General features: G+C 35.3%; 25 protein-coding genes. 15 read left to right on the top strand and 10 right to left on the bottom strand.

The features are described from left to right. Position 1: 1 nt before the first annotated feature. Entirely contained in the window at positions 2-1,420 is a 1,419-nt protein-coding gene (locus AACZ41_RS08500) for a type IV secretory system conjugative DNA transfer family protein (protein WP_339627975.1), read from the top strand. Positions 1,421-1,422: 2 nt separating this feature from the next. Here the strand turns inward: AACZ41_RS08500 and AACZ41_RS08495 are convergent, their stop codons facing one another. After that, positions 1,423-2,826 (bottom strand): hypothetical protein, encoded by a 1,404-nt coding sequence (locus AACZ41_RS08495; RefSeq protein WP_339627974.1) that lies wholly within the window; start codon positions 2,824-2,826, stop codon positions 1,423-1,425. A gap of 55 nt (positions 2,827-2,881) precedes the next feature. Between AACZ41_RS08495 and AACZ41_RS08490 the strand changes: the two genes are divergently transcribed. From AACZ41_RS08490 to AACZ41_RS08465, 6 genes are read left to right on the top strand one after another with little or no spacing between them, the layout of a single operon-like run. Further along, entirely contained in the window at positions 2,882-3,169 is a 288-nt protein-coding gene (locus AACZ41_RS08490; RefSeq protein ID WP_339627973.1) for a helix-turn-helix transcriptional regulator, read from the top strand. Positions 3,170-3,174: 5 nt separating this feature from the next. Next, positions 3,175-4,425 carry a HipA domain-containing protein gene (locus AACZ41_RS08485; protein ID WP_339627972.1) on the top strand — a complete coding sequence of 417 codons (1,251 nt, stop codon included), beginning with the start codon at positions 3,175-3,177 and terminating at the stop codon, positions 4,423-4,425. Between the two features lie 18 nt (positions 4,426-4,443). Then, complete coding sequence (locus AACZ41_RS08480) at positions 4,444-6,366, top strand: hypothetical protein (RefSeq protein WP_339627971.1); 1,923 nt, start codon at positions 4,444-4,446, stop codon at positions 6,364-6,366. Positions 6,367-6,369: 3 nt separating this feature from the next. Further along, a complete protein-coding gene (locus tag AACZ41_RS08475) occupies positions 6,370-7,404 on the top strand; it encodes a hypothetical protein (RefSeq protein ID WP_339627970.1) in 1,035 nt (344 codons plus the stop codon). A gap of 12 nt (positions 7,405-7,416) precedes the next feature. Next, positions 7,417-7,779 (top strand): hypothetical protein, encoded by a 363-nt coding sequence (locus AACZ41_RS08470; RefSeq protein ID WP_339627969.1) that lies wholly within the window; start codon positions 7,417-7,419, stop codon positions 7,777-7,779. Positions 7,780-7,782: 3 nt separating this feature from the next. Beyond that, the gene (locus tag AACZ41_RS08465) at positions 7,783-8,847 is read left to right on the top strand and encodes a TIR domain-containing protein (protein WP_339627968.1); all 1,065 of its coding nucleotides are present in this window, start codon (positions 7,783-7,785) and stop codon (positions 8,845-8,847) included. A 9-nt stretch (positions 8,848-8,856) separates the two neighbouring features. On the opposite strand, the gene AACZ41_RS08460 is transcribed toward AACZ41_RS08465, so the two are convergent. Genes AACZ41_RS08460 through AACZ41_RS08420 form a run of 9 tightly spaced genes read right to left on the bottom strand, consistent with a single transcriptional unit; the run spans position 8,857 to position 16,119 of the window. After that, entirely contained in the window at positions 8,857-9,219 is a 363-nt protein-coding gene (locus tag AACZ41_RS08460) for a hypothetical protein (RefSeq protein WP_339627967.1), read from the bottom strand. 7 nt (positions 9,220-9,226) lie between these two features. Continuing rightward, entirely contained in the window at positions 9,227-10,084 is an 858-nt protein-coding gene (locus AACZ41_RS08455) for a DUF4138 domain-containing protein (RefSeq protein WP_339627966.1), read from the bottom strand. Positions 10,085-10,099: 15 nt separating this feature from the next. Beyond that, complete coding sequence (traM, locus tag AACZ41_RS08450) at positions 10,100-11,035, bottom strand: conjugative transposon protein TraM (RefSeq protein ID WP_339627964.1); 936 nt, start codon at positions 11,033-11,035, stop codon at positions 10,100-10,102. A 50-nt stretch (positions 11,036-11,085) separates the two neighbouring features. Then, positions 11,086-11,700, bottom strand: a complete 615-nt coding sequence (locus tag AACZ41_RS08445; RefSeq protein WP_339627963.1) for a conjugal transfer protein TraK — start codon at positions 11,698-11,700, stop codon at positions 11,086-11,088. A gap of 20 nt (positions 11,701-11,720) precedes the next feature. Continuing rightward, on the bottom strand, positions 11,721-12,563 hold the full coding sequence (locus AACZ41_RS08440; protein WP_339627962.1) for a hypothetical protein: 843 nt from the start codon (positions 12,561-12,563) through the stop codon (positions 11,721-11,723). Positions 12,564-12,565: 2 nt separating this feature from the next. Then, positions 12,566-13,153 (bottom strand): conjugal transfer protein, encoded by a 588-nt coding sequence (locus AACZ41_RS08435; RefSeq protein ID WP_339627961.1) that lies wholly within the window; start codon positions 13,151-13,153, stop codon positions 12,566-12,568. A 4-nt stretch (positions 13,154-13,157) separates the two neighbouring features. Then, entirely contained in the window at positions 13,158-15,560 is a 2,403-nt protein-coding gene (locus AACZ41_RS08430) for a TraG family conjugative transposon ATPase (RefSeq protein WP_339627960.1), read from the bottom strand. Further along, positions 15,547-15,831, bottom strand: coding sequence for a hypothetical protein (locus tag AACZ41_RS08425; protein ID WP_339627959.1), 285 nt, complete (start codon positions 15,829-15,831; stop codon positions 15,547-15,549). Before AACZ41_RS08425 ends, AACZ41_RS08430 begins: the two co-directional genes overlap by 14 nt. After that, positions 15,832-16,119, bottom strand: a complete 288-nt coding sequence (locus tag AACZ41_RS08420) for a hypothetical protein (RefSeq protein WP_215932671.1) — start codon at positions 16,117-16,119, stop codon at positions 15,832-15,834. It abuts the gene before it with no gap. 236 nt (positions 16,120-16,355) lie between these two features. Here AACZ41_RS08420 and AACZ41_RS08415 point away from each other — a divergent pair, with 236 nt between their 5' ends. The 8 genes from AACZ41_RS08415 to AACZ41_RS08380 all read left to right on the top strand — a co-directional run bounded on the left by AACZ41_RS08415 (position 16,356) and on the right by AACZ41_RS08380 (position 21,795). Then, entirely contained in the window at positions 16,356-16,940 is a 585-nt protein-coding gene (locus tag AACZ41_RS08415; protein WP_339627957.1) for an N-acetylmuramoyl-L-alanine amidase, read from the top strand. A gap of 177 nt (positions 16,941-17,117) precedes the next feature. After that, a complete protein-coding gene (locus tag AACZ41_RS08410) occupies positions 17,118-17,405 on the top strand; it encodes a hypothetical protein (RefSeq protein WP_339627956.1) in 288 nt (95 codons plus the stop codon). Further along, positions 17,395-17,733: a helix-turn-helix transcriptional regulator gene (locus AACZ41_RS08405; RefSeq protein WP_339627955.1), complete on the top strand. Its 339-nt coding sequence runs from the start codon at positions 17,395-17,397 to the stop codon at positions 17,731-17,733. Before AACZ41_RS08410 ends, AACZ41_RS08405 begins: the two co-directional genes overlap by 11 nt. 11 nt (positions 17,734-17,744) lie before the next feature. Continuing rightward, positions 17,745-18,593, top strand: coding sequence for an ImmA/IrrE family metallo-endopeptidase (locus AACZ41_RS08400; RefSeq protein WP_339627954.1), 849 nt, complete (start codon positions 17,745-17,747; stop codon positions 18,591-18,593). Positions 18,594-18,601: 8 nt separating this feature from the next. Next, entirely contained in the window at positions 18,602-19,366 is a 765-nt protein-coding gene (locus AACZ41_RS08395; RefSeq protein WP_339627953.1) for a hypothetical protein, read from the top strand. Further along, the gene (locus AACZ41_RS08390) at positions 19,366-20,409 is read left to right on the top strand and encodes a nucleotide kinase domain-containing protein (RefSeq protein ID WP_339627952.1); all 1,044 of its coding nucleotides are present in this window, start codon (positions 19,366-19,368) and stop codon (positions 20,407-20,409) included. The genes AACZ41_RS08395 and AACZ41_RS08390 overlap by 1 nt, the downstream gene beginning before the upstream one ends. Continuing rightward, a complete protein-coding gene (locus AACZ41_RS08385) occupies positions 20,409-21,221 on the top strand; it encodes a deoxycytidine triphosphate deaminase (RefSeq protein ID WP_339627951.1) in 813 nt (270 codons plus the stop codon). The genes AACZ41_RS08390 and AACZ41_RS08385 overlap by 1 nt, the downstream gene beginning before the upstream one ends. Before the next feature lies 1 nt (position 21,222). Then, positions 21,223-21,795: a nucleotide pyrophosphohydrolase gene (locus AACZ41_RS08380; RefSeq protein ID WP_339627950.1), complete on the top strand. Its 573-nt coding sequence runs from the start codon at positions 21,223-21,225 to the stop codon at positions 21,793-21,795.

The following is a 21,795-nucleotide window of genomic DNA, read 5'->3' as shown; positions in this document are numbered from 1 at the left end:
TTTGTTGTATCTAGTTTGTCCGCTACTATTAATTAATACAGGACTATACGTTTTTTTGCATAAAACTGAAAACTCGCAAAATGGCGATAGTAGATACCAAGTCAATTTTGCTACTACCAAAGGAAATTTTAAATTAGATAATATTAAACGTGGCGCATCCGTCATCGGATCCGCTGGAAGCGGAAAAACCGAAAGTGTCGTTTACGGATTTCTTAAACACTTCCAAAAAGAAGGTTTTTGCGGAATCATTCACGATTATAAAGATTTTGAATTGACCGAAATGGTATATCCACTTTTTAAAGATGGCAATATCCCGTTTAAGATTATTTCTTTCGATAAAATCATCCACAGGGTAAATCCGATAGCACCACATTATTTAGAGAATGAGGAAAGCGTAAATGAAGTGTCGAGGGTATTGATTGAAAATCTTTTAGAGCAAAGAGAATCTGGAACAACCGGTACAACTAGATTTTTCAATGATGCTGCTGAAGGATTGATAGGTGGTTTGATTTGGAAATTAAAAACCACCTATCCACAATTCTGTACCCTACCACATTTAATTGCTATTTATCAATTTTTGGATACCGATAGCCTTATCCGATTTCTGGAAACAAATACGACATCAAGAGCAATGGCTGATGCATTTATAAGTGGCAAAGATTCTGAAAAGCAGACCGCTGGTGTAAAAAGCACATTGGCAAATGCGCTGAAACGAATTAGTACACAACGTATATTTATGGCATTGTCCGCAGACGAAGTGCCATTCGATATAAATAGCGAAGAAAATCCAGCGGTAATTTCGATAATCAACAACCCAAAATTTGAAACTTCGTATTCGCCTGTAATTGCCGCTATTATTCATACCATAACAAAGCAAATGAGTGTTCGCGGTCAGAGACCGTCTTTTTTACTTTTGGAAGAAGCGCCTACCATACGATTGTTGAATATGCATCGTATTCCAGCAACACTTCGAAGCTATAATATCTCAACCATTTATGTGATGCAGGACAAAATACAGAACGATATGATGTATGGCGATAAAGCGAGCAAAGCCATTTTAAGCAATCTGTCTTACCAATTTTTCGGTAAGGTAAATGACCCGGACACCGCAAAATATTACGAACGCTTTTTTGAAATCATCAAAGACCCAACCAAGAGCATAAGTCGTGGGCATAATCTCGATTTTGATACGCGCATAACAACAGGCGAAAAGGAAATCCCGAAGATTAGAGCAGATGTTTTCTTTAGATTGAAACAAGGCGAGTTTATTACGTATGCTGATGGTAAGGATAAGAAAGTACAGTTTAAATTAGCCGAAATTAAAAGGGAACTACCTAATGAAACTAAACAGTTTTCTAAAGCTGATTTGAAGGCTAATTTTGAACGGGTTTACGAAGAGGCGAAGTCGATATTTAACTAAAGCTATTCTTCCTCTTCATCGGACTTATCTAGATTGATGTTATGTATGGATTTGTATGATTCCAAATAGTTTTTATCCGTCATTAATCCTGGATTTACATCATCATAGTCAAACTCGTATGGAAATTCTTCGAGGAGTTCCGTTTTGTATCTAGAAATATGTTCGCCATAAAATTTAATAATGTTTTTGTGATTTCTGACAATGTTAAAAATGGACTCTGAAAGTAGCTTTGCATATCGCTCTTCAGATTTGGATTGCTTAGTATGGATGATTTCGTTTCTTAGGCTTTCAAGCTCTGTAAATGATATCCACCAGTCTTCACGACTTGGGTCAGGGGTGTTTAAGATAGTCCGAATTATTTTTTTAAACTTTTCACGAAGTGGAAACTTCCGCTCAATAGCTTCCTTAGAATAGATAGTTTTTACCCCATTAGCTTCCGTTTGATATTCCCATCCCGATGGTATACAGATGTTTGCAAAAGCTTCCAAGGCAGTGTATGCAAAGATGACAGCCTCAATTATTATCTCAAAATAATCGTAGTATTCTTTTTGGATTTCTAAAGGTGGAAAACTACCGTGCCATTGTTTATGACGTGGTAAAATAACTTTCTCATAAAATTCTAAAGCCTGATTCAAGCATCTGTCCGCAATATTAGAGTACAAGGCTACGTCATTAGGCTGAATTAGCATTGTTTCTAGATGGTCAAATACCAGTACCCAATTTGAGTCAAGGATAAAACGTTGAGTGAAATTATCTTGATTAAGCATTATGTGCGGTTTTTTCACACGCCAATCTCTGTCTTTTCTGTAGTCTTTGGTGATTTCTTTACCAATTTCCAATAATGGGTTGAGCACTTTCCAGCCATCATCTGAAAAGGTTAAGTACTTTTTATTGTTTCTTCTTGAATATGAGTTTTGAATGGCAGTTTTTAACTCATTTTCCTTTTCTTGATGCAAGTGACTAATTGTATCTAAGGCTGATGCCATAATAGTGACGTAATCAGTATTCTCAGGTAATGGATGGAATAGAAATTTTAAAATATAGGTGTTTTCAAGCTCAAAGTGGATTGAAAAAGGTGCCAGCTCTAACCCATCTATTTTTGACATACTTTTAAAAATTTCTAAAAAAGAGTCAAATTTTTCAAGAAAGTCCGCATATCCTTTTGAGTCCGGAACTATATGTTTTTTTATGAGTGATACCGAAATGTAGATATCAGAAAGGGAAGCATTATAAATCCAGTCTCTGTCTTCTATATCTGGATTGTCCGATGAAGTCACATCCACGGTAATTCCGACTGGAGTTTCTTTCGTATTTAAATTTTCAATCAATACTTTTTCGATATAAAGTTTGAATTCTTCCCTGTCTGTTTGAATCAGTAAATCGGTATCGAATGTTGGATAATTCATAAATTGTTGCATATTATCAACAATAATAATATATTTGTGGTAAATATGCAACAAAATGAATCCTAAAAAAGCAGTTCTTTTACCAAAGTATCTCAAGATTTTTGAACAGTTGGGTGAGAATATAAAGCTTGCACGAAAGCGAAGAAAGCTCACAACGGAGCAAGTTTCTGAGCGTGCCGGAATTAATCGTACAACGTTGTACAGAATTGAAAAGGGCGACCCAGCGGTTGCCATAGGTTCCTATTTTAATGTTTTCAGGGTATTGAATTTGGAAGATGATTTTAAGATACTAGCTGTGGATGATGAATTCGGAAGGAAATTACAAGACCTTGATTTATTATAAGAAAAATGGCTGAAGGAAAATTTGACATATACGTTTTTGCTGATTGGGTAGGATTGGAAGAACCAAGCCTTATAGGTATACTCTCTGCTCATTTCGCAAAAGGGAAAAAGGCGTTCAGCTTTGAGTATGATAAAGATTGGTTAAAGACCGATGCACAACGATTGCTAGACCCAGACATCGACTTTTATTCTGGCCCACAATATCCTGCGAACAAAGAGAATTTTGGAATTTTCTTAGATAGTATGCCCGATACTTGGGGTAAAACTTTGATGAAGCGAAGAGCTGCCCAAGATGCTAGAGCAAAGGATGAAAAAGCGCCTACACTTTATGAAATAGATTATCTTCTCGGAGTTTTTGATGAGAGCAGAATGGGTGCGTTACGTTTCAAAACGGATTTGGATGGACCATTTTTAGATAACGATGAACATAGCCCGACTCCACCTTGGTCTTCGCTAGGTGATTTGCAGGAGGCAGCTAAACAACTAGAAAATGATGACCAAAGCGATGCTGTACGAAAATGGATTGCGGTTTTGATAGCACCAGGTTCTTCTTTAGGGGGTGCAAGACCAAAGGCGAATATTTTTGACGCCAAAAAGAATCTGTGGATAGCAAAGTTTCCATCAAAGACGGACACAATTGATAAGGCTGCCTGGGAGTTTTTAGCCTATGAACTTGCTACTGCAGCAGGGATAGTAATGGCAGATTCTAAAATAGAAAAAATTAGTGGTCAGTACAACACCTTTCTTACTAGAAGGTTTGATAGAGACAATGGAAAACGAATTCACTTTGCTTCAGCGATGACGATGACGGGAAATACAGAAGCTAGTATAAAAGAGTCCGCACCAAGTTATCTAGAAATCGTAGAATTTATAGAAAATTATGGTGCCGATGTAGAAGCTAATTTACATCAACTTTGGCGACGTATAGTTTTCAATATCGCTATTTCTAATACAGATGACCATTTACGTAATCACGGATTTATGCTAACCGATAAAGGTTGGATTCTATCCCCCGCTTATGACCTAAACCCCTCAATAGAAAAAGATGGTTTGTCACTAAATATAGATATGGACGATAATGCAATGAGTTTTGACTTGGCAAAAAGTGTGGGAATATATTTCCGCTTAAGTGAAAATGAAATGGAAACCATACTTTCGGAAGTGTTAGGAGTCGTGAAAAATTGGGAAAGCAAAGCAAAGAGAATAGGGATAAAGCGAAGTGAAGTAGAACTGATGGACGGGGCATTTAGGTGGTAAGAGAAGTATAAAAATTAGATGGGATACATATCAATTAAAAATGATGAGCAGAAAAATTATGGGTTGATTCGAAAAGCGGATTTGAATCTAAGGTCAAAATATCCTGAACTTCAAACTGTCATTTATCAGACTTTAGATGATTCTTTCGTCATTCAAATTACAAATAGAAAGGTAGATTTGGTTGCCGTCGAACAAGAATTCGAAAAATCTATCAAGCCTATTTTTCTTCGAGTAGTACTATCTAAAAGAAAGCCAAGACGCAAGATTATATTGGTGCCAAGTTTAGAGGATAAAGATATTCCTAAAGGTATGCAAGGTGTTTTAATGCCAATTTTTAGATGGGCAGATATGTTGATGTCCAAATTCCCTTATATCAACTTTTATAAAATCACAGATGAGCAGGGAATCTTAAATATCCATATTGCTAACTATTGGATAGAAAAGAACGGTTCTAGAAAGCTACAATTTTTGACAAGGTATCAAGAAGGAACTCTTATAGACTTTTTAAGGAGATACAAAAGTGGACTTGAATTTAGAATCTATGTAGACGAACTTGAAAATTCGCCGACTTATGATAACGGATTTTCAAAAGAGGAATCCAAGGTTTACTATTGCAACAATCTTGGTCGTAAAAAACCTGAGTACATTCAACGAGATGAATCAATTTGGTATGATAATATCGATGCCATTTATGAGGGTGATTTTAAGAAAAACAGACTATTTTTTTTGGATGAAGATGAATATGCTTGCTATGTAGATTTTAGTATGTTCCCAAATGTAGATTTACGCTATTGCATTTTACTTTACCAACGTATATTCCTATCACCACTCATAACTAAAAATATGGATGAGTGGTTCAAACAATTAGAATTAAAGAAATCTCATTTTCTTGAACTGATTATGCGAGAACGCATCACTTTAATTCTCATTCAGGATATTTCACGGTACGATAAAAAATTTCTTGATGAAGTTTTTGCTTTAAAACCAGATGCGCTCGTCACTAGAAGAGCACTAGCATCTTTACAGCAATGCGATATTGTTGAGACCGCAGACAACTATCTATTTGGTGATGGACTGACTATAAAAGAGCTCAAATTTATCAGCGAACTAGTCGCCAAGAATACTAAAATGGATGCTTCTTTTATTTTTAAAACGTTGACCTGGCCTATCACAGCTAAACGAGAAAGCTTTGATGTTCTGCAATTGGGTAGCATTTTAAGTGCTTCTGTTTATGGTGTGAACAAGATTATAGATAATCCACCACATAAAAACATTAGCGAAAATAGTGAGTTTATGCTCAATGTGTTTTCCTATGCAGCACACATTTCTCATTCATTAAATGCAACTTATTTCCCTGTTAAAGGTGAAGATGGATTTACAGATGCTTCTTATACTGAAAGTATGGGTACTTTACTAAACTTCTATAAAGGAGCGACAGCTGATTCGCTCAAAAATTATGTTGAAGGTGAACAGCAGTTGATAAAAGGAAATACACTTATAGAGCCTATAAAGCTCATTAAGATGAACGAGTTTATTCCAATTCTGGAATTAGAAGAAGTCTTGAGTAAAGAAATTGTTTATCCCAATAGCAAGAGGTTGCTTGAAACTTTAACAGTTCTTAACCCTGAAGAACAAAAGCAAAAAGTTGAATTGTATAATACTGAGGTTCAAAAGTTTTTAAAAGTCCAAAGAAAAACTGGCATTATCATAGATTTGGGAACCCAATCTCTAAATCTGGCTCTTGGTGTTACTACTGGTTTACCTACAGGGCCAATGTTGTTTATGCTTAAACTTTTGGGTAAAAAACCTTTTAAAGCTTTAAATCCTGTTAGGGGGTTGATGGAAAAAATTGAGATGGCTTTGAATCAAGATTTGAAAGATACTAAGAATATACACTATCTATCCCGGATAAATAGAGTGGCTAAATTGAAAGATTACTAGAATATGAATAGGAAACAACTTATTGCAAATCAATTAAAATATCTCGCTGAAGAAAAGGCTAGTGAGCTATCAAAGCATAAGGACTTAATAGCTGCCTTTATTGAATTCTGTAAAGAATATGATATTGATTTAAAAACAACCAACTTTGATTATCATCAAGGTCTAGGGATATTATGCAATTCGAAAGATATTGCTCTTAAGATTAATCCCTCAATCAAGCTGGATAAAGAGGGTTTAGTAAATTTCGGTAAACTGATTAATTCGTTTGAGAAAAAGCCATTCTATGTAGGTTCACTTTATGGTGAAAATTACATTCTATTCGCAAGTCCATATTTCCGACGTGGTTTTGCTAAGCATAATAATTTTGCGCCAAGGTTCATTGACCATTTCTGGAAGCAAAATTTTCAGGATAATGAAGTCAGTATTGCAATTGATTTAGATCGGGTGCGCATTGATACAGAAGGCCCTATCTTAATTGAAGAAGATACCTGGTATGGTGGTAAATTCTCGGAAGAAGTTGCATCAATTAAAGATGGTGTGAACCATTTAAGACCACCTCAATATTTAGATGATTTTGAACTGGATTTCTTTTATGCCAGTGCCTTTTCGTTGGATATCTGTTGGTATTCCTACGAAAGCATTAAGGTATTTCAAGCTTTAGAATTTAAGCAACCTAATGTCACAATAGAAATGGATGGGGAAAGATATTTTCCTGTTAGATATGTACACGCAGAGTACGATTCCGATTCCGGGCATTTTCGTCATTTTGATGGCGCCTTACAATTTTATACTGAAGCAGAATATTATGAAAGAAGAATAAATAATTTTAATAGCAAGCTTAAAGGCGAATATCAAGTGAAAAGCCAATCCAAGAAATTGTTTAAAATAAACGGTGCCCTTACAGTAGATGATTGGATAAATTTCACCAGTCATTTTTTTGCCAAGAATCCATTGATGCTTGAATACTTTGAAGGCAAGGAACCAGACTATTTGCAACCTACTCTTGAAGCGATTAAAAAAGATAGACAAATCATATAACAGAGTTTAATAATGAAACTAGGTAAAGAAGAAAAAACAAGTGAAACAAAAGGGATGCTCTATGAAGCATACTTGAATAGGGGCTTTCGCTTTGATAGGCGGAAAAGACGTGCTTCTAAAATGGAATTACTCAATCTTATCAATACCGAAAACGGAAAGGGATTCAAATATCACGGAAGTGCTGACAAACAACTTGCGGAATTGAAAAAAAGACTTCAAGAGGCCACACAATTGATGATTAAACATCTTGATTTAGATTCTGTAAATGAACAGGCGTTACATAATTTTTTACAGGAATTAGAAACTACTAACAGCGCTGATGAAATTGTAGAGCTAATTGATGAGGCTCTTTACTTTACACAAGAAAACAAATAGATTATGGCAAAAAAAATAGACATTTTCATCAGCCACTCTGGTAAGGATAAACAGATAGTAGATAATTTCATTGACCTGATATTACACGGTGCACTGAGCGTACCAATTAGCAAAATTTTCTGCACTAGTACAGATGGAACTAAAATAAAATCGGGAACAGATTGGCGTAATTCTATACTCGATGCATTACAAACGGCTAAAATCAATTTTCTTATCATTTCACCGAATTATAAGGAAAGTGAGGTTTGTATGAACGAAATGGGGGCTGGTTGGGTCACTTCGGCAGAGGTAATTCCAATGATTATCGAACCCATCAACTATAAAACCGTGGGTGTTATTCAAGAACCCATCCAAATTGAAAAACTATTGGACGAAAAAAGCTTGGACCGTGTCAGGGATATTCTTCAAGAAAAACTTAATATACCAACTTCAGAAATCAAAAGTGACCGATGGACGGCAAAAAAAAAGGAATTTGTTATAAAGACCAAAAATTACATAAAGGATAACGAGTTCAAAAAACCATTGGACCGAGATGAGTTTGATGAATTGATTCAAGAAAAGGAAGAATTTGAAACGACCTTGACCAAACTCATCGAGGAAAAGTCCGAATTGGAAAACCTAGTTGAAGAGTTAAAAAATGTAAAGGATAAAAGTGAAATTGACAGTATTGTTAGAAAGTATAGCGATACCAGCGATTTCGAAGAATTTGAAGCTTTGACCAAGAAATTAGATGAGGCATTAACAAGTTTCCACCCCATAATAGTCGGTATCATTTTTAAAACGTATGCTTACAAGGATATCAATATTGAAGCTTTAGCTTACCGTGAACAATTAGATGAAGCCTTGGCCAACGATTTTATAAATGAAGATATGGAAGCGAACTTCGGGAAAACCCGAAAAATGCAAAAATTGGAATTGCTTTTGGAGGAGCTGTCATCATTTATGCAAAAGGATTTACCATCTGATTTTGAAGAACAATTCGAGCAAGAATATGAGGACGCGCCATTCTCAATGGACAACAAGCTGTTCTGGGAAGACGTTTTAGGGCAAACCTTATATTTTAGTTGAAAAACATTTTTAAAAAGGACCTTTTTCTCTCGGCCCTTTGTAAGTCACTTTCCAATGTCCATTTTCTTTAACCAATTTGAAAACCCCAGACTTTCCATCAAAGCTAGTACTGTATTTTACCCAAGCAATATCACCTTCAATAGCTTCCTCTAAGATTTCCACTTCGATTTCCTTATCTGACTCAGGAATCATATTTTGAACCGAAATCAAACTGGCATACCCTTCTGATGTCGTATGCTTCTTTAGAGCTGATACATCTTTCGAGAAAAAGCTTTTAGCAACAACTTTTGCAGTTTCAGAAGGCGACATATTCTTATTTTCTGAACAGGAAATGAATAAAAGTACGATTGAGTAAATGAAGAAATTTTTCATAATAGTATTAATTTGGGTTATTGATATATCTATGTGATATTTTCAATTCAATATTCCGTTCGCCATCTTTCTCGTTCAATTCTAAAATTGCCCTACTGTCATTGGATAATGAAAATTTGGGCAACACGTAAACGAATCGTATTATTTTACCCTCTGCAATTTTTGAAGCCAGATTGTGTTTGTAATTAGGTTTTTGATATAAACGCTGTAAAGATTTCTTTTTTCCTTTTTGTCTTGTTTCGACTGAAAGGTACAAGAAATTTAAATCGTAATCTAACGTAGAATTATTCTCAATCTGGATAACGAAGTAGAGTGCTGACTTATCAAAAACAATATTCTCAACACTCAAAACAATACCTTCGTTTCGCTTCTTAATCCGACCAATACGTTGGTTTCTGTTAAGAAGATATGTACAGAATTTTTGATAATAGTAGGTTCTGTTATCTATATTTTTTCCAGAAGTTACAACCTGATTCGAATCGGTTATTATTGGCTTTTCATTCCCAATACTATTTGATAATGGGATGAAATAATTGAGCTTTGTTAGCTGCTTTTTATATCTTACAATATACGAAAAAATTGAACCCTTTCTGTTGACTACCAACAGATTACTTTCCTTCCCAGGCTTTGCCTGAAGCAATCCAAAATATTGTTCTTGTTCACGATTGTAGGTAAAAACAAAATTATCCGAACCGGTTATACCCTGTCGTATGGGTTCTGGAAAAAACAGGGCTACGTTTTTGGTGTCGTTTGCATAAATGGTATCGAGGACTGTGTTTGTTTGTGCTGTAGCTTGTGCCGAGCATAGTCGAGGTACAAAAGCGGAACTAAGAATAAGAGCTGAAATAATAATATAAGTTTTCATAATAAAGTCTTTTAATTATTGCCGATTATCGGCTTTTAGGATTAATCTGTAGTTGTTCAATACGGTCACTTTTACGTTTCGATTACTACGTTTAAGCACCTTTGTAATTCCGCTCACTTGTGGAACACTAGGAATATTGATATCATCAATGACATCATCCAGCACCTCTCTTGTTGCTTGCGCTCTAAAGTTATTCTCAACATAAATGCCTTCGCTTCCATCTTGCAAATCGAATGCTTTGAGCTTTGTAGGATGATGATTGATATTTTCAATTTCAATAAGCGCACGGTTGGGTTGAAAACTAATAAGCCCAAAAACTGGCGTATTCTTTAGCATCAGCTTACCATTGATAGTTGCCGATTTGGTAAGGCGCATTCTTAATCTAGTATTTGCCGTTACGATTTGGTCACCATCGACGATGACAGAGATACTTTCATCTGTATTGCCAATTATCGAAAATTCATTGGGTTTAGGCGAAGCGGCAAAGAATAACTGATGTTCCAGACCCAACTCTTTGGCTTCTATTTTTTGTTCTCGTTTTATTACGGCTGAATCAATTTGCTGTGTAGCCTTTTGAGCTATTTTTTTTTGCCCAAAGTTCTGATATCGCTTTTCTGAATATTGAATCTTACCAGCCTTGTAAATACTATCTACGATACGTTTCTTTTCCTGTTCTGGTAAATCAGGATTGTAAAGACCTGTTGAATCTAAAAATTTTTCATCGTAGATGCTCGGTGCATTATTTTCACGTACTTCTTTTAAATCATTGATTGCATCCAGTTTAGAATCATACTCTTTTTGGTTTTCTTCCAAATCGGGTATCAAGGTCTGTTCTAGATTATCATTTTCGCTTTCATCATCGCCCATAACCATCATAGAATAGGAAATCAGGAATATGAAAATCACAGCCAATACAGCCGCAAATACTATTTTGTTCTTTTCTATTTTCATAAGTGTTGTTTTTAAATGCCAATTAACCGCCCGACGGTAGGCGGTTCGGCTCAATTTTCATCGTTTATTTTTTTTAAGGTGTTCTCGAAGTAATCGGTAATTAACAATCCGTGAGGATTATTTGGGAAATTACGGTCAACCATTATCAGATTTCCTGTAGAAACCAACTCGTATCTATCGATAATAGTCCCTCTATTGATTTCAAAAATGGTGGTTGTTGTAAAGCTATATGACCCGCTGTTTTCGCTTATTTTGGAATCAATACTCACTACTTTTTCTACCAAAGAATACTGTAACAATCGGTTGTAGACACCATCCGCTTTTTTTTGTCGGTATAGGTTATCCACGGAACTGTTGCCGAGCCAAAGTGCCTTTTCTAGATTGCGTTCGTAATTACTGGCATCGATATTATAAAAGTAGTTGTGGAACAGGTCTAAATGTGCCAAAGCTTCAACCCTAAAATTTTCTTTTTGTGTAACGAGCTTCAGCGGAATAATGCTGCCATCGGTATTTATGGCGAAGGCACTATTAAGTGCTTCTTTATTTGTCTTGAATGCCATCCATAGGGAAAGGGTGCTCGATAGCATCGCAAAAATGACAACTGCCAACACGATAAATCTGTTCAATTTTAGGACGGCATAGATGTTTTTATAGGGTGTTTTCATAGTTCTATCTTTAATCTGTCTTAGGCAGTAAATAATCTGAGCGTAAACGATGTGGCGCGTTTGTATAATTTGAATTTTAGAAAAACAATAAAACCTACCGACCCAAGCTGAACCACAGGTGCAAAAAAGCCCTGGCCAACATCTGTCCCAAAAAGGCTTGTCCAGAAGTTCGTATTGATTTCAGTATAGAGTGCGTTTACAAATACGTTGACCAAAAAGAAGGCTGGTACTAGCATATAGACCGCAGCGTATAATTTAAAAAAGGTATAGGCAAGCGAACGGAACTTTTCAAAAACGGCCAAACTTATAACCAACGGAAAGAAAGCTTGCATTATTCCAAGTAAAAAGTAGCGTTCTGCAAGGAATAATGGGTAGATGAACAAATCCAGAATCCAAAGGAAAAGACTAACGATAAATGCAAATATTTTGAAGCCGTAAAGTGGTGTAACCAGAGCTTCGTACAATAATGCCATTGCTGCCTGAGCGGCCTCTAAAAAATTAATTTCCTCTTCGATAGGAATATCCTGCATCTGTAAAGGCAATAAAGCGGGTGCTGTACCACGATATTGGGCTTCAATGGAAACCAAGATGCTATCAAAGAAGCCAAGTACTTGTGTCGAGAATATGACCAGAATAACTATTGCAAAATTCTTCATCAATTCCCCAGGACTCAATCCCCAAGTGTAGCCGTCCTTATCCGCAATACCTTCATTATATTTCTTTAGGATATTGACCAGAAAGAACAAAACAGCAAGCGTTTTCATTCCTGCAATGGTATATTGCGAAAAGCTGCTGTTCTGTATGGTTTGAAATACCGCATCAACGTATTCCAGTCCAATCCCTAAAAGTATGGCTGCGGTCATTATTAGTATTCTGTTTCTCGGTTATTAATTTTGTCCTGCATTTTTCTGAAGGATATAATATCCTTGTAGCGTTTGGTTTTTGTTTGAATGTTTGAAACCATTTGCTTTGATTCCAGCTCTTTTTCCTTTAAAACTTCAGCACGTTCCGCATCGGACATTTTCAGATTATTACTGGATAAGATTTCGCCCATAAAGTCAACGGTGTCCAAAGAGTTTTGGACTATGGCATCAAATGATTCCGCAACCCGTGTAACTTCCTCGGGTTTGATGTAAGGCGAGTTTAAAATATCCTGTAAATCGTTTTGCATTACATTGATAAGACGTTGATTGTTGGCAGCTATTTCCTCAACTGCCCTAAGTTGTTGGACAACACTTGATACTTTTTCGATTGCCTCTTTCGCATCTTTTAGGAATTTTACAGACTTAATCATTTGAGCTGTCTGCTTACCTGATTCTACAAGTTGCTTTACCAAACTGATAAAATTTGTGTTATCATAAGTTGGCATTCCTTGAGCGGTTGCACCACTAGGCAATAAAATGGCAATCGTGAAGATTAGCCCGAATACGAATGTTTTGATTTTTGTCTTCATAATATTATGTTTTAGATGTGAATTGAATTATTGCTTTTTCCATATTGTTATGCTCATCGAAGAGCTTCATTATGGCCTCGTTTTCCTGTCCATCGGTCAAGTATGCCGCATATACTTCCTTCGGAACTTCTAGCCTAAAAATGTTGCTTTCCTTTCCTATTTTGATAAACATTTCGGTGTACTTGCGTGGACCAGAAAGATTGTTCTTGATGGATTTTAATTGGTTTAAATCGTGGCTGGATAGATTGAGTCTTTTGACTAATTCATCATAGCCTTTTTCATTGTTCAGGCTATAAATGACCTGCGTATTTTCTAGTATGCTGGCTGATGTTGAATTATTGGGAAGTTGATTTATGGATTGAAGTATAATCCCAATAGCACCATTTTGTTTACGGATAGCTTGATAATAGAATTCCACGCTTTCCAATACGTTATCAAACTTGAGTTGTTTTGCAAACTCATCAAATAGAATGATACCCTTTTCAGCTCTGTTCTTCCAAATGGTTCTTTGGATTGCTGACTTAATCAACTTCAACATCACGGACAGGATTTCCTTGTTATCTTTGACTTCATCCAGTTCAAAAACAATCAATCGTTTGTCCTCAATTTTATAGGTCTGGTCTTCGCTTACTTCAAAAAGGAAGCTATATAGACCATCGCCGACATATTCGGACATTACGTGCAAGAAGCTTGTAACATTGAAGTAGTCGGGATGGATTTTTAAGGTGTCCAGAAGGTCTTTCTGATTCCTTTCTATAAAGCTGTAAAAACCATCTAAAGAGTGATTTTCTGAAGTGCTGTCGTAATAATGTCGGAGTATTTTTTTTACCGATACCGATTGTGCTTTTGTAACCTTTAAGTCCGAGGCGAACAGTTCAAAAAGAAACACCGATAAATCCTCTAACCGTTCAGGTGTGAGGTCATTTTTATTACTGATATAAAATGGATTGATACCCAAGTTCTTTCCACTTTCATAACGAAGAACTGTATATTGTTCAGGATAGAGTTTGGCGAATTTGGTATAAGACCCACCTAAATCAATGATGACCAAGCGTACGCCACTTTCAAAATACTGGCGTAAAATATTATTGGCTAAAAACGACTTGCCTTCCCCTGTTGGCGCAAAAATGGCGAAGTTTCGTGCCTTGATACGTTTCTTCTTTTCGTCCCAAACATCCTTTAAAACGGGAATGTTATGTTCACGGTCGTTAAAGATGATTCCAGTAGCATCGCTTTTGTAATTGGTGTTATTGACGAACAGGCAGAGTGCGTGTTTCAAATCGGTTACATACAAATCATTGTTTGAGAAATTGGACGAAAAACAGCAGTAGCTATTCAGTATATAATTCTTTCGTTCTTCGCCTCTAGGGTAATATGGGATGATATCCAGTTCCTTAAATTCTGTTTTGATTTTTGAGGTTATCTTATCGAGCTCTTTGGCTTCTTTTGCCCAATAGACAATATTGAGATGACCACGAATAATTCTGGCATTATCATCGGCATTGATTTGGTCAAGGATGTGCTGGATTTTACCAAGTACCATTTTGTTCTGTGAACCGAAGTTGGAACTTTTGTTCAGTTCCTCGATTTTCTTATCGAGCATCTTGCGCCACTTTTGTTTGTCGTCCAGATATAGAATTTGATTGACAATATGGTTTTCATTAAGCGTAAGCCCTAGGCCATCAATAAACCCTTGATGAAACACAAAATCGTCAGAAGTGAATTTCTCATTGGTTTTGCTACTCTGTACACTTTCGCCAAAGCACAGTTCGCTATTGATGGCAAGGGCATCAAAATGGTTTTCGCCAATATTGACGCTTTTTTTATCCAGTAAAATATCGGTGTCAAAGCCTTCGTTAAAGCCATTGAAATAGCTCTTGGTTAAATGTTGGATTTCCTTTGCATCAATCGGAAGGAATTCCATTTTACGACTGTTATTGATGAAGGAAACCGAATCGCTTACCGAGTTGACGAACCGTTGCACGTTATCATCCAGTTCCTGTACGATTCCTTTTGAAACGTTACGGAACGGATTCACATATTTTGAATTGTTGAGTGCTCTGTTTTTGGTTAACGTGAAGAACAGGTAACACTTATGTTCTATGTGTCCGCGACCTTTAAAATGCTCGTAAGTGGCTTTTTCTAAAAAGGTGCTATTTGGTAATTGTTCCGATGTATAGGTTTTCTTCAGGTATATATCCTGCTTATGAACTACTGTGCCAACTGGTAAAGATTTTAGGGCTTGAAACCAAGCACCGTGCATATCCTGAAAATCACTTTCAGAAAGCGAATAGATTTCTGGCAGATTCCCTTTGTAGCATAGAACCACATTGCCATTATTGGCAAATACGATATTATCCTGAATATCTGCTATGGGTTGATATGCTGAAAGGTTAATCATGTTCATAATCGAAGCCAGAGTTTTGTTTATTACTAATAATTGTTGGAAAGACTTTTGCCACCTGAAACAGTTGAGGATTATTGCTAATTCTCGTGAGCGCGATGTATAAAGCAGCGTTGAAAATGGCAACACCTATAATCATCGCAAAACTGAACGAGAAGATGATGACCATTAATGAAGCCAGAACTGACATCATCATTAAGGCAAACAAGGAAATGGGCAGCCCAAAAATGACCGCCTTTTTCCTGATGTTTTTATAGGGCTCGAATTTCTTCATTTATACTACGATAGAAATCAGATAAGTAAATATGCCGACAACTGCACCTGCGATTAAAACAAATACAAGGACACGGGTAATCCCTTTTTTAAGGTCTGCATTTTCCCCAAAGAAATGTCCTGCATTAAATAGGAAACCAACAAGAAATATAACCCCAAGTAAAATTGGAAAGATTGTTCTAATTGTATCGCCCACATCATTAACAGAATCTTCAATTCCCCCAATTTGAGCAAAAAGTGATGTTGAGAGCAGCGACAAAAAAGTTGCCAAATAGATTGATTTTTTCATAATAAAAGGTTTAGAATTTTTATTCATTTTCGCTTTCTTAAATTTACATATATTTGTATATAAATAACTGAAAATCAATTATTTGTGAATAAAATATTATTTGATATCGATTGAATTCCATTGCTATTATTTGGCATCAAATGCTATGATTTTTGAAAGGGACGTTGTTGATAACCTGAAAATTGAAAATGAAATAAGTGCTCAAAAACGTCAGTTTTGTCTTTTTGCTACTAAAAATGTGCATCGTTTTTGGACAAGAAATAAGTGCTCAAAAACGAATTGTAATTGACGTTGGACACGGTGGAAAAGATGCTGGTGCAATAGGTATAAATGGCATCAAAGAAAAGGATGTGGTTTTGGATATTGCGAATGCCATTTTAAGGTTAAATAACGACTTGGAAAAACCACTCGATATTTATTTGACCAGGTATAAAGACACCTTAATTTCCTTATCGGATAGAGCGAATCTGGCCAAAACTCTAAAAGCCGATTTGTTTGTGTCTTTACATTGTAATCATTCAGATAATCCAAATGCACGAGGCATAGAAGTTTATACATCAAAGAAGCAAGGCATATATTCTGAAGAATCTGTTTTTCTCGGCTATCAAATAGAAAAGACGCTTTGCAAAGCAATAGGATATGAGAGTAGAGGTGCGAAGTTTGCTAATTTTCAGGTGTTGCGTGAAACGGTTGATTATTGCGCTTCTGTGCTTTTGGAATTAGGGTTTTTGAGTAATACCGATGAAAGTCGTTATTATCAAAACCAAATATCTTACCAGATACTAGCTTTAGCGTTATTAGAAAGTTTAATTAAAAATTAGAATTATGAAAGAATTGGGTCTCGAAGTTATGAATTGTTTAAAAGCTTTATTTATAGCATTTGTTAATGAGGTAAAGTCATCAGGTAAGTCCAAGAAATTATAAGCGCAGATACTAAATTAAAATATAATTTGCGTATGTAAGATTATCTTACTACATTTGTATCAAATCCATACATTATGATTGATATAAGTCAGGAACTGGTTGAAGAAAAAATTGCAGAGGTTATTAAAGAGATAGCAGATACATTAGAGATTGAAGTCTCTATCGATTCTGCATCTTGCCCAGGATTATTGCCAGGAATAACTAGTCAAGTTTTGGTAACTGTTATGGGACGTTTAGAAAAGAAATTAGATATAATTATTCCTGATGATTGTTATGTATTTTACGATAAAAAAGAACAAAAACAATTAGATATAAAAATGTCAGCAGAAAAACTTATAAAACACGCTAAATATGGAAAGTGATAATTCAAATTTGAAAAGATTACAAATAGCTGAAAGGTTAAAAAAAGCGAGAGAACTTTCAGGTTTGTCTCAGGCGCAGGTGGCATTAAAACTAAATGTACAAAGACCTGCAATTTCCGAGATTGAAGCAGGAAGGCGAAAAGTTAGCGCAGAAGAGTTAATTGAATTTTCTAAACTATATAAGGTGGATTCATCTTGGTTGCTTAACGAAGATAATAACTCAGAAATTACTCAAGGAAAGCTAAAGTTCGCGGCAAGAGAATTGAGTAAAATGAGCGAAGAGGATAAAAATAAACTATTTGAACTCTTGAATATACTACCAAAATAATATAGATGTTTATGGATTCAATCGCCGCAAGCGGAATTAAAAAGGCTGACTCAGTTAGAGCAGATTTAGGTTTGAATATGTTTCAGCCAATTAATGTGTATGATGCCTGTCTGAAATTCGAAATAGATGTAAGATTTAGGCGCATTAATATGGAAGGAATGTATATATCGAGTGATAACCCTGATAATTCCTATATTATTCTATCCTCATTACGACCATTCTCTAGAAGAGTTTTTACGTGCGCTCACGAATTGGGTCACCATTTATATGGCCACGGTTCACAAATCGATTTGATTTATCAAGAGAATAATGAATCCGAAGCTCATAACCAAGAGGAGAGACTAGTCGATATTTTTGCCTCAGCTCTTTTGATGCCAGTTGCAGGTATCCAGCTTGAATTTAAAAAGAGAAAGTGGGATTTAAATACAGCAACACCCATTCAGTTCTTTACTATATCATCTGTTTTTGGAGTCGGATATCAAACCTTAATTTCTAGTTGCGGTTTGAACAAGCTAATTAGCTATCAGAAATCAAAAGAGTTATTAAAATACTCGCCCTCACATTTTCTAAGAAAAATTACATCAAACGAGAATAAAGGGCATTTAAAAATAATTGATGCTAAATTCAAAGAGAGTATCGTTGATACAGAAGTGTCGGGATTTCTATATTTACCAAAGGATATAGAATTGGAGGGGAATCATTTGAATGTTATTTCTGAAACTGAAAATGGTTTTTGTTATCAGGCTATAAAACCAGGAGTACTTAGAGCCATTAACCCAAACGACGGACAAACTTATTTTATAAGAATTCAAAATTTTGAATATGAAGGGCTTTCAGAATACAGGCACTTAGAAAATTAAAACCAATTATGACAACACCCACATTAATAGAAGATTTTAATATATCGCAATCTTGGATAGAGGTACTAAAAAAGTACGGGGATATTTCTGGAAAGGAATTATCCCCATTGGTCCTGACAATAACCGATTTTGAAGAAGATAAGTCCATTCGAGAGATATTAGATAATCATTTGGCAATACATCAAAAACAATCAATACAAACTGTTTCTGAAACTATTTTTCCTGTTTCACTCTCTAGGTTGTTCAAAAATAATAGACACGAATTCTACGAAGAATACAAATCCAATTTTAAGAGGATTAAGAAATTAGATTTGGTCGGAAGAAACCCACGTAACAGGAGAGGAACGTATTTTCAAAGATTAATTGATTTTCCTGGGGCAACTGGAGGAATTAATCAACTTGAAAATATTATCGAATCAATAAAGGACAATAAGAACAATCGGAGGTCAAGATATCAGGCTTCCACTTTTGACCCGAATTCTGATAAATTAGATGGACCATATTTAGGTTTCCCTTGTCTTCAACACGTGACATTTTATGTCACCGAAGAAAACGGTTTAGTTCTTAATAGTTTTTACGCAGTACAACATTTATACGAGAAGGCATATGGTAACTGGTTGGGTCTTGTAAATCTAGGTAAATTCGTTGCTGATGAATTAGGGATTTCATTTGAAAGATTTAATTGCTTTATTAGCATTGAAAAACTTGATAGCTTGTCAAAAAAAGAAGCTAAAAATTTATATAATCAAGCTACAAAAGCCACTAAACATTAATGAGCGTTTCAAAAAAAAATATAAACTCTGGGGTAACGATTATCTCACCATTATCACCTATTAAAACAACTGAAGTTTACGATACTTACTGGAAGTTTGCAGCTTTACGCCAAGAAGCTTTCTTCAATAAGATTGAAAATAAAGGTTATCCTTGGTCTAATGATTCAATAATCAATACTTACCGATTTACAAATGCTTACAGGGCAGCAGACAGGGTAAGTCAGTATCTCATACGTGATGTTATTTATCGAAAGGAGTATCCTGATTCGCCGAAAGAGATTCTTTTTAGAATTTTGTTGTTCAAACTTTTCAATAAAATAGATACTTGGGAATTAATTTGTTCTCATATTCCCTGCCCTACATTTGAGAACTATGATTTTAACACTTATAATGAAATTTTGAATGATGCTTTTAGAGCTGGGGAAACAATTTATTCTGCTGCCTATATTATGCCTTCTGTAAAATCATCGTTTGGTTATACTAGGAAGCATAGTAATCATTTAAAATTAATTGAATTGATGCTTAATGATAAAGCAGAGAACCAATTATCGAATGCCAATAATATGCAAAAGGCATTTGAAATCATTAAATCATTTCCAGGGTTGGGAAATTTTTTGGCTTATCAACTATTAATTGATATCAACTACTCGACTATAATTAATTTTTCGGAGTCAGAATTTGTTATGCCAGGGCCTGGTGCCTTGGGTGGCATAAGTAAATGCTTTACAGATACTGCTGGTTTGAACGAGAAAGAAATTATTAAGTTGGTAACAGATAGGCAGGAAATAGAGTTTGAACGTTTAGGTCTAGATTTTAAATCCTTATGGGGAAGGAATTTACAGCTCATTGACTGTCAAAATTTATTTTGTGAGGTTGATAAGTATAGTAGAGTAAGACACCCAGAGATTACAGGTAATAGTAAAAGAACGCGTATTAAACAGAAATATAAATGTAACCATAAACCGATTGAATATTGGTTTCCCCCAAAGTGGGATTTAAATAGTAGCATAACAGAGGATTTAACGTATCAAAATCAAACATAATGTCATTTTTAGGAAATAAAGCAATACTGGACTGCCTCAATAAAGGTAAAGTCATTGAGCCTTTTGACGAGAAAAGAATAAAAAATGGTGCTTATGAACTTTCATTGGGTGGGCAAGTATTTCTTACAAATTCAGAATCAAAGGAAATAAAAAAGATAGAACCTGAAGGAATCATTCATATTGAACCTGGTCAATTTGCTTTACTGTTAACCGAAGAAACGGTCAAAATACCTAAGGACAAAATTGCTTTTATTTCAATTAAGGCTAAAATAAAGTTTAAAGGATTGGTAAACGTTTCGGGCTTTCACGTCGACCCGGATTTTAAAGGAAAATTATTATTTAGCGTATATAATGCAGGGCCGGCAACAATCGTTTTGAAAAGGGGGGATAATTATTTCCCAATTTGGTTGGCTGAGCTATCAGAGAAGCAGAATTACAAAGGAACCCATACTAATCAAAACTCAATTCCTTCTAATCCTATTGAAGCTCTTAGTCAAGGTGAGTTTAATTCACCACAAGTTTTGATGAAGGAAATTAGTCAATCAAATTCTAGGATTACAAGCTTAGAGAAGGACAACAAAGCCAACAATTATATTGCTATAACAGCGCTTGGTTTTGTTTTTGCCCTTTTACTCAAACTTGCCTTTGATTTTTATGCTTTGGACAAAGGATGGAGTAAGGCAATTGAGCACAATGAAAAGCAAATTACTGTAGATTCCATAATAAATCAAAAGCTTCTAGAGAAGAAACAATTATTACAAGAGATAGAATTTTTGACAGTAAAAAAAGACAGTTTAACAAAAAATAAATGAGATGAAAGAATTATTATTTTTCGATTCAGATTTTCCAGAATATGAACAATTACCGCGGAGTTTTACAATTGATTTTGAAACAATTGAGAATGATGGTAGAACTATGACCAAAATTACTTACGAAAACAGGCAGGTAGGAGACTTTATTGATAATAATTCAAGGGAAAATGATAATTATCGTTTCCACGATGTGTTTCATTACACCTTTGCAACGGTCTTGGGATGGTCACCGTGTTCTAGGTCTATGATGAAACGGAAAAGAAAAAGTAAATCCGATATTGACCAGTTTGAGGACGGTGCACGTGCAACAATTACAGAAGAAGCAATTTCACTTATGGTATTTAACTACGCTAAAAAAAGGAATCTACTAACTAAAGAGAATAGTGTTGATGCTGAATTATTAGGTTTTATAAAAGATTTTACTTCACCTTTTGAAGTATCAAAATGCACAAAAGAAAATTGGGAAGAGGCTATACTATTAGGATATTCATTATTTAGAAATCTTGTAAAATATAATGGAGGTAGTGTTCATTTCGATATGCTAAACAAGACAGGAACTTTTCGTAATAATTAA

The organism is uncultured Maribacter sp. (genome assembly GCF_963974015.1).
Lineage (GTDB): Bacteria > Bacteroidota > Bacteroidia > Flavobacteriales > Flavobacteriaceae > Maribacter.
The sequence above is the reverse complement of the archived record's forward strand: the minus strand, read 5'-3'. Positions and strand labels throughout refer to the sequence as shown.

Bases quoted from the DNA above. Each gene is read 5' to 3' on its own strand.
- AACZ41_RS08495 (WP_339627974.1), bottom strand. From the start codon at position 2,826: ATGAATTATCCAACATTCGATACCGATTTACTGATTCAAACAGACAGG.
- AACZ41_RS08490 (WP_339627973.1), top strand. From the start codon at position 2,882: ATGAATCCTAAAAAAGCAGTTCTTTTACCAAAGTATCTCAAGATTTTT.
- AACZ41_RS08485 (WP_339627972.1), top strand. From the start codon at position 3,175: ATGGCTGAAGGAAAATTTGACATATACGTTTTTGCTGATTGGGTAGGA.
- AACZ41_RS08480 (WP_339627971.1), top strand. From the start codon at position 4,444: ATGGGATACATATCAATTAAAAATGATGAGCAGAAAAATTATGGGTTG.
- AACZ41_RS08475 (WP_339627970.1), top strand. From the start codon at position 6,370: ATGAATAGGAAACAACTTATTGCAAATCAATTAAAATATCTCGCTGAA.
- AACZ41_RS08470 (WP_339627969.1), top strand. From the start codon at position 7,417: ATGAAACTAGGTAAAGAAGAAAAAACAAGTGAAACAAAAGGGATGCTC.
- AACZ41_RS08465 (WP_339627968.1), top strand. From the start codon at position 7,783: ATGGCAAAAAAAATAGACATTTTCATCAGCCACTCTGGTAAGGATAAA.
- AACZ41_RS08460 (WP_339627967.1), bottom strand. From the start codon at position 9,219: ATGAAAAATTTCTTCATTTACTCAATCGTACTTTTATTCATTTCCTGT.
- AACZ41_RS08455 (WP_339627966.1), bottom strand. From the start codon at position 10,084: ATGAAAACTTATATTATTATTTCAGCTCTTATTCTTAGTTCCGCTTTT.
- traM (WP_339627964.1), bottom strand. From the start codon at position 11,035: ATGAAAATAGAAAAGAACAAAATAGTATTTGCGGCTGTATTGGCTGTG.
- AACZ41_RS08445 (WP_339627963.1), bottom strand. From the start codon at position 11,700: ATGAAAACACCCTATAAAAACATCTATGCCGTCCTAAAATTGAACAGA.
- AACZ41_RS08440 (WP_339627962.1), bottom strand. From the start codon at position 12,563: ATGACCGCAGCCATACTTTTAGGGATTGGACTGGAATACGTTGATGCG.
- AACZ41_RS08435 (WP_339627961.1), bottom strand. From the start codon at position 13,153: ATGAAGACAAAAATCAAAACATTCGTATTCGGGCTAATCTTCACGATT.
- AACZ41_RS08430 (WP_339627960.1), bottom strand. From the start codon at position 15,560: ATGAACATGATTAACCTTTCAGCATATCAACCCATAGCAGATATTCAG.
- AACZ41_RS08425 (WP_339627959.1), bottom strand. From the start codon at position 15,831: ATGAAGAAATTCGAGCCCTATAAAAACATCAGGAAAAAGGCGGTCATT.
- AACZ41_RS08420 (WP_215932671.1), bottom strand. From the start codon at position 16,119: ATGAAAAAATCAATCTATTTGGCAACTTTTTTGTCGCTGCTCTCAACA.
- AACZ41_RS08415 (WP_339627957.1), top strand. From the start codon at position 16,356: ATGTGCATCGTTTTTGGACAAGAAATAAGTGCTCAAAAACGAATTGTA.
- AACZ41_RS08410 (WP_339627956.1), top strand. From the start codon at position 17,118: ATGATTGATATAAGTCAGGAACTGGTTGAAGAAAAAATTGCAGAGGTT.
- AACZ41_RS08405 (WP_339627955.1), top strand. From the start codon at position 17,395: ATGGAAAGTGATAATTCAAATTTGAAAAGATTACAAATAGCTGAAAGG.
- AACZ41_RS08400 (WP_339627954.1), top strand. From the start codon at position 17,745: ATGGATTCAATCGCCGCAAGCGGAATTAAAAAGGCTGACTCAGTTAGA.
- AACZ41_RS08395 (WP_339627953.1), top strand. From the start codon at position 18,602: ATGACAACACCCACATTAATAGAAGATTTTAATATATCGCAATCTTGG.
- AACZ41_RS08390 (WP_339627952.1), top strand. From the start codon at position 19,366: ATGAGCGTTTCAAAAAAAAATATAAACTCTGGGGTAACGATTATCTCA.
- AACZ41_RS08385 (WP_339627951.1), top strand. From the start codon at position 20,409: ATGTCATTTTTAGGAAATAAAGCAATACTGGACTGCCTCAATAAAGGT.
- AACZ41_RS08380 (WP_339627950.1), top strand. From the start codon at position 21,223: ATGAAAGAATTATTATTTTTCGATTCAGATTTTCCAGAATATGAACAA.